This is a genomic window from Candidatus Bathyarchaeota archaeon, assembly GCA_023131225.1.
GTDB lineage: Archaea > Thermoproteota > Bathyarchaeia > Bathyarchaeales > SOJC01 > JAGLZW01.
Map to the genome: position 1 here is coordinate 1 of JAGLZW010000033.1, position 12309 is coordinate 12309.

Annotated in this window: 13 protein-coding genes and 1 rRNA gene; 9 read left to right on the forward strand and 5 right to left on the reverse strand. The window is 44.5% G+C overall.

Annotated features, from left to right (window positions below):
- Positions 1-387 (forward strand): 16S ribosomal RNA (locus KAU88_08040); the annotation flags it as partial.
- Between the two features lie 126 nt (positions 388-513).
- Here KAU88_08040 and albA read toward each other — a convergent pair.
- Positions 514-798 (reverse strand): DNA-binding protein Alba, encoded by a 285-nt coding sequence (gene albA / locus KAU88_08045; GenBank protein MCK4478457.1) that lies wholly within the window; start codon positions 796-798, stop codon positions 514-516.
- 282 nt (positions 799-1080) lie between these two features.
- Here albA and KAU88_08050 point away from each other — a divergent pair, with 282 nt between their 5' ends.
- The 4 genes from KAU88_08050 (at position 1081) to KAU88_08065 (ending at position 5099) form a co-directional block, all read left to right on the forward strand.
- Complete coding sequence (locus tag KAU88_08050; protein MCK4478458.1) at positions 1081-3291, forward strand: elongation factor EF-2; 2211 nt, start codon at positions 1081-1083, stop codon at positions 3289-3291.
- Positions 3292-3455: 164 nt separating this feature from the next.
- Positions 3456-3842, forward strand: a complete 387-nt coding sequence (locus KAU88_08055; protein ID MCK4478459.1) for a DUF559 domain-containing protein — start codon at positions 3456-3458, stop codon at positions 3840-3842.
- A complete protein-coding gene (locus KAU88_08060) occupies positions 3842-4855 on the forward strand; it encodes a hypothetical protein (GenBank protein ID MCK4478460.1) in 1014 nt (337 codons plus the stop codon). Before KAU88_08055 ends, KAU88_08060 begins: the two co-directional genes overlap by 1 nt.
- Positions 4856-4892: 37 nt before the next feature.
- Positions 4893-5099 (forward strand): hypothetical protein, encoded by a 207-nt coding sequence (locus KAU88_08065; protein ID MCK4478461.1) that lies wholly within the window; start codon positions 4893-4895, stop codon positions 5097-5099.
- A 43-nt stretch (positions 5100-5142) separates the two neighbouring features.
- Here the strand turns inward: KAU88_08065 and KAU88_08070 are convergent, their stop codons facing one another.
- A complete protein-coding gene (locus KAU88_08070; protein ID MCK4478462.1) occupies positions 5143-5727 on the reverse strand; it encodes a hypothetical protein in 585 nt (194 codons plus the stop codon).
- A 115-nt stretch (positions 5728-5842) separates the two neighbouring features.
- Here KAU88_08070 and KAU88_08075 point away from each other — a divergent pair, with 115 nt between their 5' ends.
- The 3 genes from KAU88_08075 to KAU88_08085 all read left to right on the forward strand — a co-directional run bounded on the left by KAU88_08075 (position 5843) and on the right by KAU88_08085 (position 9449).
- A complete protein-coding gene (locus tag KAU88_08075) occupies positions 5843-6955 on the forward strand; it encodes a hypothetical protein (GenBank protein MCK4478463.1) in 1113 nt (370 codons plus the stop codon).
- A gap of 24 nt (positions 6956-6979) precedes the next feature.
- A complete protein-coding gene (locus KAU88_08080) occupies positions 6980-7834 on the forward strand; it encodes a coenzyme F420-0:L-glutamate ligase (GenBank protein MCK4478464.1) in 855 nt (284 codons plus the stop codon).
- Between the two features lie 136 nt (positions 7835-7970).
- Positions 7971-9449 carry a CoA-binding protein gene (locus KAU88_08085; protein MCK4478465.1) on the forward strand — a complete coding sequence of 493 codons (1479 nt, stop codon included), beginning with the start codon at positions 7971-7973 and terminating at the stop codon, positions 9447-9449.
- Here the strand turns inward: KAU88_08085 and KAU88_08090 are convergent.
- The 3 genes from KAU88_08090 to KAU88_08100 all read right to left on the reverse strand — a co-directional run bounded on the left by KAU88_08090 (position 9439) and on the right by KAU88_08100 (position 11908).
- Positions 9439-9849, reverse strand: a complete 411-nt coding sequence (locus tag KAU88_08090) for a CTP-dependent riboflavin kinase (GenBank protein ID MCK4478466.1) — start codon at positions 9847-9849, stop codon at positions 9439-9441. The two genes, KAU88_08085 and KAU88_08090, sit on opposite strands and share 11 nt — an antisense overlap.
- A gap of 54 nt (positions 9850-9903) precedes the next feature.
- Positions 9904-10266 carry a hypothetical protein gene (locus KAU88_08095; protein ID MCK4478467.1) on the reverse strand — a complete coding sequence of 121 codons (363 nt, stop codon included), beginning with the start codon at positions 10264-10266 and terminating at the stop codon, positions 9904-9906.
- Positions 10267-10489: 223 nt separating this feature from the next.
- Positions 10490-11908, reverse strand: a complete 1419-nt coding sequence (locus KAU88_08100; GenBank protein ID MCK4478468.1) for a glycosyltransferase family 2 protein — start codon at positions 11906-11908, stop codon at positions 10490-10492.
- A gap of 143 nt (positions 11909-12051) precedes the next feature.
- Between KAU88_08100 and KAU88_08105 the strand changes: the two genes are divergently transcribed.
- Positions 12052-12300 (forward strand): hypothetical protein, encoded by a 249-nt coding sequence (locus KAU88_08105; protein ID MCK4478469.1) that lies wholly within the window; start codon positions 12052-12054, stop codon positions 12298-12300.
- Positions 12301-12309: the final 9 nt, after the last annotated feature.

The window sequence follows — 12309 nt, forward strand, 5'->3', positions numbered from 1 at the left end:
GCACTCTGGGAGGACAGCCGCCGATAAGGCGGAGGAAGGAGTGGGCCACGGCAGGTCAGTATGCCCCGAATCCCCCGGGCCACACGCGTGCTGCAATGGCAGGTACAATCGGTTCCTACCTCGTGAGAGGATGGTAATCCCTAAAGCCTGTCGTAGTTTGGATCGAGGGCTGCAACCCGCCCTCGTGAAACTGGAATGCCTAGTAATCGCGTGTCATTAACGCGCGGTGAATACGTCCCTGCTCCTTGCACACACCGCCCGTCGTTCCACTCGAGTGGGCTTTGGGTGAGGCGCGGTCCTTAGTGGCTGTGTCGAGCCTGAGGTTCGCGAGAGGGGAAAAGTCGTAACAAGGTGGCCGTAGGGGAACCTGCGGCCGGATCACCTCCTAAGTAAGCAACGCTTTGCTTGTGGGTTGGAGGGGAAAGATTGTTCAGTGCGCTAAGCTTGATGCTACTTTTATTTCATTGTTGGAGAAAAAATAGATGGGTAGGCGGTTTTTGGTGTCTCAATTGCTTATTCTTTTTTAAGGGTGATTTCCATTGTTGAGACGTTTCTTGGGTTGCCGCCTTCTCTGGGTGTGATTTGTTCGGTGCCGATGGAAATGGCGTGTACTTTGGTGTCTTTGAAGAATCGGTTGCGAACGATTTCAGCGACATCAACAGCTGTGCTTATGGCGCGGCCACGTGCCTTTAATGTGACTTCGGTTGTGTTGCCCATGTTAAAGCCTGTAATGACTGCCATGACGTAGTTCATTGGAGGTTTGTTTCCGACGTAAATCACGTTTGGTTCTGTACTCATTTTGTATATCTGCCTTCTTTGTGTATATAGTAATAAAGGCAATAGACAGACTAGTATATGAACGTATAGGAACAAAAAACTAGAATTAAAGTAGGACAATCACCGCATGTCCTTAACTTCTTCCTTTCTCACGTGTTTGCCAATCATCTAGAGCCTATAATGGAGAGTCTAATCCCGGAAGCCACATACTTCTACAGCCACATGTCTGTTGTGCTCAGTAAAGTTAATAGGAGACAATCCTTACAAGCCTTTAAGCTCATAATTGAAAGGGGATTCACAAGCATGCCAAGATTCAAACAAATTGCAGATATCCTAAAGCTCATGGATAAAAAAGAGAACATACGGAACATTGGAATAATCGCCCATATAGATCATGGCAAAACAACTATGACAGATAGCCTTCTCACTGAAGCGGGCCTCCTAAGCCCAAAAATCGCAGGTGTGGCCCGAGCCCTAGACTACCTTGAGGAAGAGCAAAAACGAGGAATTACAATAAAAACCGCCAACATCAGCCTTCTCCACGAGGAAAAAGGCACCCTATACCTAATTAACCTCATTGATACTCCAGGCCACGTAGATTTTACGGGAAAAGTTACACGTGCCCTGCGCGCCATAGACGGAGTGGTAGTGGTCGTGGACGCAGTTGAAGAAGTCATGGTTCAAACCGAAACGGTCACTCGGCAAGCCCTTAACGAACGCGTAAAACCCGTATTATTCATAAACAAAGTCGACCGCCTAATCAAAGAGCTCAAACTAGGTCCAGATGAAATCCAAGCAAAACTTGCTCGCATAATACGTGACTTCAACAACCTTATCGCCCTATATGGCGAGGCTGAACAAAAAGAAAACTGGAAAGTTGACGTTGCAAAAGGTACAGTTGCCTTCGGTTCAGCTCTCCACCGCTGGGGTTTTACCGTCGATATCGCTAAAGAAAAAGACATAAAGTTCAACGACATAATAGATGCTTACAAGAACGAGAAAGTCGAGGAGCTAGTCCAAGAACTGCCTCTTTTCAAGGCCATCCTCACAATGGTCGTCAAGCATCTACCAAACCCCATGGAAGCTCAAAGATACCGAATTCCAAAAGTCTGGAAAGGCGACATTGACTCTGAACTGGGAAAAGCCATGATGAACGCTGACTCTAAAGGTCCGATAGTGATGTGCATTACATTAGCACAGCTGGATCCACATGCCGGACTAGTAGCCACAGGACGCCTATTCTCCGGAGTTGTGAGGGAAGGAGAGCGAGTATACCTCGTAGGCGCTAAAAGAGACTATCGCGTACAGCAAGTTTCCATGTATATGGGTGCTTTCAGAGAAGTTGTTGGTCAGATAGACGCGGGTAACATAGCTGCGGTTCTAGGTCTTGATCAGGCAAGAGCAGGTGAAACTCTGGTAAGCGTTAATAGTAAAGATGGGATGGTTCCTTTCGAGCGCATAAAATACGTCTCCGAACCAGTCATCACAATAGCCATTGAACCAAAACACCCTAGGGATTTACCTCGTCTCATCGATGTCATGCACCGTCTAGCCATCGAAGACCCCAACTTGGTAACAAGCATAAACAAAGAAACCGGCGAATACCTACTAAGTGGGATGGGCGAGCTTCACCTAGAAATTGCAGTGAAGTTTCTCCGAGAATTCGCGGGTGGGGACTTCGAAATAATTACGTCCAAACCACTAGTGGTCTACAGAGAATCAACTCTGTCGCCAAGCGCAGTGGTTATGGCAAAAAGTCCGAACAAACATAATAAGTTCTGGATACAACTGGAGCCACTTGAAAAGAATATTATTCAGTTGATTGAGAAGGGTGACTTAGCAGAGGAAATGGCGCGAAAGAAGATGGGCATTGTTTTGAAAGAAGCTGGCTGGCCCACTGAACAGGCAAGAAACATATGGGCACTTGAAGAACATAGAAATATTCTGGTTGACTTGACAAAAGGCGTACAGTATCTGCGGGAAATTCGAGACATGATAATTTCAGGGTTCACGTGGGCCTGCCAAAATGGGCCGCTGTGTGAAGAGCCCATTCGAGGATTGAAAGTGAAGCTAATGGATGCCTCGTTGCATGAGGACCCTGTGCATAGAGGCCCAGCCCAAGTTATGCCAGCTGCTCGACGTGGAATTCTTGGCTCATTCTTGTCTTCGAACCCTGTCATTCTTGAGCCCGTCTACAAGATCAGCGTGTCTGTGGCAGCTCAATGGGTTGGTGAAGTTTCTGGTCTGATCACTAGAAAGAGGGGGCGTATCATTGCCTCGGAGCAGAAAGGTCCTTTAACGATGATTACAGGGTTCATTCCTGTTGCTGAAACTTTCGGATTGTCTGCTGAAATGAGGTCAGCTACTTCAGGGCATGCTTTTTGGCAAACCGCTTTTGATCATTGGGAAAAGGCACCGGAGAATGTAACCGCCGAGGTTATTAAGACGATTAGAGAAAGGAGAGGTCTGTCGCCAGACATACCCAATGCCAGTCGGTTCATTGACCAGGCCTAAGAGCTCAGCTTTCACTGGTTTTCGACAGTATTCTTGTTGTAGATTATGTGTCCAGCGAAGGTATTAGCAATGAACCGTCACAAGCCGCCGAGTTAAGTTGCGGGAAATCTTCGTTGAGCTACAAAATAAAAATTCTAAGCCACCTACACCAAGAAGGCTAAATAATGAAGAAACGTAAAATGAACACTAAAACAGCAGTTCGCCTCAAAGCCCCAAAATCGACTAGAGCCGAAATGACTCTGCGAAGAGCAATGACCAAGAAAGGCTTACGTTACTTTAGCCAATACATGATACGATGCGTAGACGGCAACGACAAAGCTTGGACGTTCACCGTAGATTTTCTAGTTCACTCAAACACAATCGTCGAAGTGAAAGGCGAAACCCATAAGTGGAGTCGACAACAAGAAAAAGACGATTGGAGAGAAAACCTACTAAGAAAACAAGGATTCAACGTAGTCACAGTCACGGACGAAGAAGTAAACAAAAACATTGACGAATGCCTTAAAAAAATAATGCAAGTTTGCCCTCGCAGCAAAGAGGCGAGAATTTAATGGCATCGTCAAGTCTTGAAGCGTCCCCAATGTTAGCTGGCGAGAAGCGTAAAGAGTGGAGTAAGCAGCACCCATCTATAAACAGGTGGCTAAGCAACCTTCAACCCAAAACTCAAATCAGATATCTCTATTACGCGCACAAATACTTTACGTGGGTCAGCCAGAAAGGGCCAGACCTCTTCAAAAACAAAACGCCAGAACAGCTCCTAGACATGCAGGATGAATGCGTACGACAAAGAGCGCAGTTCAAACAAGTTGACCTGCTGCGTTCATATTTGAACGAGAGGGAAGGCACGTACTCGACGAAGATGCTGATTAAAAGCGCCATTTATAGCTTCTACGCTTCCAACCACGTGCCCTTGCCCCGCGACATAAACTTTAAGATAAGAGCAACCAGAGAAAGCGTTAAAGGACACATGAGCATCAAAGAATTGAAGAACATTATTCTAAGTAGCAACAAATTCCACCAAGCCATTTTCATCATCATGTTTCAATCTAGCATGGGCCTGAATGAACTGGTGTATTTTAACACTCACTGCTGGCAGCAAGTTAAGAAGCAACTGGACGAGGGAAAACAAGTAGTCAGAGTAGACTTGCCTAGACGCAAACACCGCTACATGAAGCCTAAAGGCGGCTACTTCACCTTCTTCGGCAAAGACGGCGTTGACAAACTGAAGAAGTACCTAGAAGTAAGAGGCACAGTTACACGAAAAGACAGAACAGTACAAGACACATTGCCCAAACTGGAAGAAGCCATCTTCGTCACCGAAAAGTGGGCTCTAATAAGCGGGGAATCAATTAGTTGCTACTTCAAAAGGCACACCGTAAAAATGGGGATCATCAAAAAAGAAGGCTGGAAGCAAACTTGTCAGATACAGGGTTCATGCACACGAAATGAGAGACACGTACAGGACAGAATGGAATTTAACAGATGCCAAACAATTCATGGCAGAATTCTTCTTAGGTCACAGCATCGACTCAAACCAGTACAACAAAGTTTTCAACCGGTCTGAATGGGCACAAGAACAGTTTGAACAGGCAGAGCCTTACTTGAACATCCTAAGTGAAGACCTTAGAACCGTTTCAAGAAAGGACGTGCACACGCTTGAAAAGAACTTGCAGGCCGCGAATAAGCGCATAGAGGAATTAAAGCTGCGACTTAACGGTTGGGGCATGGCTCCACCGCAAATGGACGAATTAATGAAGCGGTTAGAAGCACTTGAGAAGAGGGGTAACAACGATAGAGAGACTAGATAACATATTCACTGGGGAGGATGTGAACACGTGACTAGATATTTCTTTACATATCTTTTGCAGCTTTGGACGATGCCACTAGATAAGGGGGATTTTTCTCCACATATAGCCTTGAATGATGAAGTGGTGGGCAACCTTTCTGGTTGTAGTTTACGATAAAATCTCCCACTAAATCTCCTAGACTACTATGAGATAACGGTTTAATTTTTCCGTTCTTTACGAGCTGCGTCAATTCATCTTGGAAACTCAAAAATTCATCCATAGAACCTCTTTTCTCTTCCTTTCCTTTCAAAAAAATTTCAAAAAGCTTTTCAGAATTATTTCCATGTTTTTTCTTAAAAGACCCTAAATCGATTCTCACCCACTTTTTTCCATATAATTCTTCTGTCAATGGTCTGTCTGAAGGTTCAGCATCGTTAAGATTTTTTTCGATCCATTTCTTAATTCCATTTTCTTCCATCATATCAAATATGTGATGAGCCCCAAGAACAGACTGATACAAGAATTTTAAGAGATCTCTTAAAGTGACTCCTTCATGAGCATCAACATATTTCTTAATAATTCTGCTAAACTCGTCGTTGCAATCACCAACAAATTCTAATTCAGTCAATGAAAGTTCTTCAACTGCCATAGATACTTTAGAAATATTTCCTAAATTTAACACTATGGTAGACTTCTTTGTGCATACAAAAATGTAAAAGTTATCTATCAGAAAGGGTTTTATGCATTCTCAGGGAGCTTTGTCCTTGAAAGCTTTTTCTCAAAATGTAGAAGGACTGATGAGCCATCTAAGCAGGTTCAAACCAGAAACATTCAATGTAGTTTTGATGCCTGACTTCTTTTTGGATCGTTTCATCTCATGGAATGGAAACGCGAGACATTTTTCAAGAAGGATATCTGAAGTTGTGAACCGTAAGGGGGGGAGTATAGATAATGTGGCGCAAATGGAGACTAGGGGCGGTAACGCTGTTAACACTGCGGAGGCGCTGGCTTCTCTAGGCATGAATGTGTTTCCCATTGTCCATACAAGTGAGCTTGGGTTTAAGCTACTCGAGCTAGGCCTTCAACAATTAGACATTGATCTATCGTACGTTAAGGTAAATGGCACCGTTTCCCTTACAACAGCCTTGGAATTCACACAAGGCAGAGAGAAGAAAAATGTAATGTTGCGTGATCTCGGATCTTTAGAAAAATTCGGTCCAAATAACCTCACAAAAGAAGACTTTTCTCTCTTAGAGAAGACTGATTATGTTTGTGTTTTCAACTGGGCTGGTACTCGAAGACACGGAACAGCACTTGCAGAGACAGTGTTTTACCATGTTAAAACTGAGGGCAGAGGTAAAACTTACTATGACACTGCCGACCCACTTCCGAATAAACCGAAAATACCTGAACTAGTCGAGAAAATTTTGCTTCGCAGCGATTTGGTAGATATCTTGAGCGTAAACGAAAATGAAGTCATTACCTTTGCTGAGTATGTAGCCCCTAAACGATTGGCCAAACTTCAAGAACAATGTAAGTCCATGTCGGCTCTTGCGAAAGAATGCGCGAAGATTCTAGCTCAAAGATTTACCAGCCGTATAGATCTCCACGCCACAACCTATTCCGCTACTTTTGCAAAAAATGAGAGCACTGTCGTTCCTGCTTTCAATGTTAAGGCTTTGCGGGCAACAGGCTCTGGTGACGCTTGGAATGCAGGCAATATATATGCAGACGCAAACGATTTTCCAGTTGACCTGAGACTTATGTTTGCAAATGCTGTTGCAGCTTATTACATTAGCGGCCCAACCGGTGAACACCCGCAGGTGTCGCAACTCTGCAATTTCCTTAAAAGAACACTTAGCCAAAGTAATCGATAGCGGTCATCTGTGCTGTGATTAACTGTGAAGCGCTACAAAGCCTTAGCCGTTAAGACACAGTACTGGAAGCCTAATGTGGACTATATTTCCAAAATGGTTGTGGATTTGAAAGGCAAGGTCCAGGATGGTGACATTGTAGTAGTTTCTGAAAAGGCTATTTCGACAGCAATTGGCAACATTGTAGATGAAAGTGTAGTGAAGCCAAGCTTGACGGCATGTTTTCTAGCTAAATATTGGATGCGATATGTTTGGGCATATGTTCTTGGGCCACTCTGCCACTTGCGAAAGAGCGCGATTCTTCACTTTAGAAACTATCCTATCCAAGAAGGTAGTGCTCATAAACAAGTAGCGTTGCAATATTGCGGCTTTTTGCAAGCGTTAATGCATAGTTCTGAAGGCGGAATTGATGGCAGCAATCTTCCGTACTCGTATGTTAGTTTGCTTCTGAATAACAGTTATCGTGTGGCAGAAAGAATTCGTTGTAGCATAGAAGCAGAGCTTAATAAAAATGTAGGTGTCATGATTGTTGATACTGATAAAACGTATTCTTGGGGAAACTTTCATTTTACTCCTAGACCTAAGCCGATTAAGGGAATACTGTCTGTAGGTGGGTTTCTTAGCTATATCGTCGCGCGGGTCTTGAACTTAAAGAGAAGATCTACTCCATTGGCTTTTGCTGGCATAAGTATGGGTATCGAAGAGGCTTTAAAGGTTGCAGAGTTGGCCGATCGTGCTCGAGGTTTTGGCGCGGGAAGGACAATTTGGAGCATGGCTGAAACTTTCAACGTTTCCTTAACAGGTGTTTCTTGGAAAATGCTGGAAGAAACAGAACACATGCCTATTGTTGTGGTTAGATCGATACATTTTGTGCGTGTCTAGTTTTGTGTTTTTTCCCAGTTCAGTGAAGGTAAGTGACTAAGCGTGCGCATCGTAAAGCCCATATAGTGAGATAAGTTACTTGAAGTATCACTGACTCAAAACTGGAGAAACTAAGATGAGCTCAATAATTAAGCAGATGGACACGTTTTTCAACCCGAAATCAGTTGCAGTAGTTGGCGCCTCCAAAAAAATCTACAAGGCGGGGCATGTAATTTTCAAGAACTTCGCTGAAAACAAGCGAAGAGGTGTATTTAAGGGAGAGTTATATCCAGTCAACCCCCATGAAACCCACATTCTGGGATACAAAACTTATCCTTCATTAGCCAAGATACATGGGGAAATCGAGCTTGTTGTAATTGTTGTGCCCGCTGTGGCTGTTCTCAGCGTTATGAAAGATGCTGCTGCAAAAAGCGTCAAAGTTGCAGTGATAATTACCGCTGGATTCAGCGAAATTGGAAAGACTGAACTTGAAAACGCTGTAGTTTCAGTTGCAAATGAAGCTAACATTCGAATTTTAGGACCTAACTGCCTTGGCGTCTACGACATAAGCACTGGAGTCGACATGTTGTTCTTACCAGAAACAAAAGTGTTAACAACTGGGGACGAATTCATAGCAACCCCTCGCCCTATGGCGGGACATCTTGCAATGATTACTCAAAGTGGCGCTTTTGGTGTTGCTGCACTTGATTACTTGAGTGGAATGCAGATGGGTGTAAGCAAGTTCGTGAGTTTCGGAAATAAATGTGATGTAGCTGAGGCTGAAATGCTTGAATACTTTCTTCATGACGACGAAACGTGGGTGATACTTCTTTATGCTGAAGCCATAGAAGCTGGTAGGGAATTCATGAAAGCTGCGGAGAAAGTTACAAAAAGAAAGCCAATAGTTGCCTTAAAGAGCGGGAGAACTAAGGCTGGTGCTAGAGCTGCTGCTTCTCATACAGGAGCCATTGCAGGATCGGACAAAATCTATGATGCGGCTTTTGCTCAAGTGGGTGTCATTCGCGTTAAGGATATGGAGGAGTTTTTTGATGTTGGCAAAGCTTTTACTTTTCAGCCGCCGGCTGCTGGAAATAGCATTGGAATTCTTACTGATGCGGGAGGGCCAAGTGTGATGGCTGTTGATGAGTGTGAGTTACGGGGTTTAATGGTTAAAACGTTATCTGATGAGGTTCTTGAAAAGTTTGAAAAGTTGAAACGGGAGGGAGGGCTGCCCAAGTTTGCGACCAACTTGAATCCGGTTGATATTACGGGTTCTGCAACTTCTGAGATGTTTGAGCTCTCAGCAAGGATTTTGTTAGATGCACCTGAAGTTGACGGTTTAATTGTGTTGGGTTTGCATCATACTCCCGCTTTGCAGGAAGATTTTGTGGACCGAATAGCGAATTTGGCGAAGAGTTATACGAAGCCTGTTGTTGCCTGTGACATTGGAGAGACAGAGATGGCATTGTTTATCCGTTCAAGATTTGAAAAGCTGGGAATTCCGGCTTACTCTACACCGGAAGACGCGGCGCGAGCGATGACTGCGTTGGTGTATTATGGCGAGTATTTGAGGAAGATAGATTGCTTTGATGATTATTTGGAGATCTATGCGAAGAGACATGGCGTTAGCTTTTGATGTTGGTGTCTAAGTATATTGTTAGTTTGACTTCGTCGCTGTCCTTTAGCGATAGTGTGTTGCGTAGATGAACTGGTGCAATGATTTCTAGGACGTTGGGTGGATGGTTTGTTTTTTCGGGGAGGACAATGGCTCCTTTGATTTTGTTCATTATCAATACGTTGAAGCATTGGGCTTGAGAGAAACCCTCTGCTGGGATGATTTTGGTGCCTTTAGACTCTTTTAAGATTTTTTCTAGTTTTTTTGTTTCTCTTTTTTGAAGGTGAATGTTTAATGTTCCAAAGTAAGGGTTGAAGCTTAGTTTTTCTTTGATTTGCTTTGTTGCCCAAGGGATTCTGACAAATTGGCTTCCAGTTCCTTCGCCGCTGAATACTGTTCCTTTTATTGTGACTGTGTTCATTTGTTGACCTTCGACGTAGAAGACTTGATTGCCAGCTTGTAGGTCTGCTTTCGGTTATTTCTGGGTTTTCAGCCATTCAGCTACTTTTTGGAACAAGGGGTTGGTTGACATGTCGATGACTGGGACTATTATTTTTTCTTTTGTTTCGATTATGGGTTTGTAGGTTGGCATGGGGGTGTAGCTTAGGAAGGCCCAGTAGATTCTTCTTTTTTCTATGAGTTCTTTTGCGGCTGCTTCGGTGTTTATGGACAGGGGGAAGTAGATGAAAGCTATACCTCGGGCCCAGTATATGCCTGCTGTTTTTCCTCCAGCGATGATGCTTGTGAATCGTGCCAGATCGTCTGGTGTTGGGAATTGGGTGCGTTCAATGACTATGATTTCTTTGAAGGGTTCGTATTTTATTGTGAGTTGGTTCATTTTGTTGTTTTCTCCGTGTCTTCCTTATTTACTGCGCTTCATTTTTATTCTCTTCGCATATTTTAGGTTTGTATTTGTGCTTTTAGTGGTTTCTGGTTGGAGCGCGTAACCAGCTGAGCGGAATCGTGGCATAACATAATTTATCATGCAACGGGAGTTCAAAACGATTGGATGAACACGCGACTTTATCTGCAATGATGTATGCTGTTGAAGACTGAAAGCTTTAATGGCGGGTTAGCTGTTTGGTTGTTCTTCGTTTTGTTGTGTGCCAGTTCCCTCTATACCCAGAGGCATACTTCACTACGCTAAACATCCGCGCCCACAAGTTGACGAACCACAAAATCGAATAAAACGGTGTATAATACAACAGCCACTTGTGATTATACTCTCCATACGCAAACCGCAGCGCAACCGCCTGAGCCATCATGCCTACGAGTAACGCATAACCGCCGAACCACAGCAGGTTGAGTACAAACAGAATCCTGTCGGGTGCAAACCAGAACAAAAGCGGGAAACTGATGACTGCGGCGAACTCCACGAAGGCCCCAAAATATTCCACAACTAGACAATACCATAGGAGCAAACTTAGCCAACGTCTCTCCAGCAAAATATCTCGATGAACCCCTAATACGTTGTGCAGCCAGCCAACGAACCATCGAAGCCGCTGACTCCAAAAGCTATCAAGATCTCTGGGTGCAATAGTTCCGCACCGCGCTGCATTCAAATATCCCACTCCGTAACCGCGCTTTTGCAGCTCCAATGTAATCTCAGAATCCTCGGTGACCGATTTCAACCTTCTACTATTCAAAATGTCCCTGAGTACATCTGCCCTAAATAGTCCAATCGCCCCGGGAACTACTAAGACAGCGTTTCCCAAGGCCTGTGCACACCGAAAAACGCTTAGCCCTTGACTATATTCTAGCTGCTGCAAAACTACAAGCGGATTAGCCTCAGCCTCGCCGTCGCTGGGATGAACATAACCAGTAACCGCTACCTTTCCATTTCTAAGCATATATTCCACTAGACCTCGCAGCGCGTCCTTATGCCACCAAGAATCTGCATCCACAACCGCAACAACTTGGCCCAAAGCACGATTCACGCCGGTTCGCAAAGCCTCAGTCTTCCCTAAATTCGCCATATGCCGCACAACTCGCCCCTTAACCTTCGGATGCCGCCGCGTGTTCAACTGTAAACTTGCAAAGGCCACCTCATAACCAGCATCAATACTTCCGTCATCTATGACAATAACCTCTACAGGTCCAGGATACTCAGTTGCACACCGGAACAAGCTGTCAATGCACCGTGGCAACTTTTTCTCCTCATTAAAGGCTGGCACGACAAATGATACCATAGGATAAAATCCAACATTCTGTCGCTTCGCGTGGCGCCGTGACAGCCATGCGCTAACCGCTAACAAGCCTCCAACTCCGATGGCTAGGAAAGTAAACCATGAATAATATAGTGCAACAGTGGCATGCCATAGCCAACCTGCGGGCTGAAGCAAAGGCTCGTATCCAAACACTGTCATTGATAGCCACTGAGCCAAGACGGGGAAGCCCCACCAGGAAGCGAATGCCAAGATGAAAGGTAGCACTAATAGTGGATAATAGAGACGATTGGTTTTTGGCTTTGGAACCGCCACCTTTCTCCCTTCAATAGGAAACTACGGTTTGAACGTAAAATAAGTCCTATTCCTCAAAATATAATATTCCAACAGGAAAACATGATGCTAAGCCATAAATACCTTACGTGGCCATCTTAGGAGACAACTTGTGGTGCCTACCTATGGACGAGCAATCCCGTTACTATACTCTGCTTCGAGACCCTGCCCGTCGGAAAACAATTGAAATACTGGGCGAGCAGGAGAAGATTGGCTTCAAAGAGCTTAAACAGTTGTTGGGGCTGGAAACTATCCCAACACTGATAACTCCTGGGTTGCTTCTGCTGCTAGTGGGCACGGCGTCAATCATTACTTTGGCTGTTCTAGCTGTCCGTTGGAAAAGAAGAACAGTAAACATCGTGGGAACTCAATAACCTCTTTTT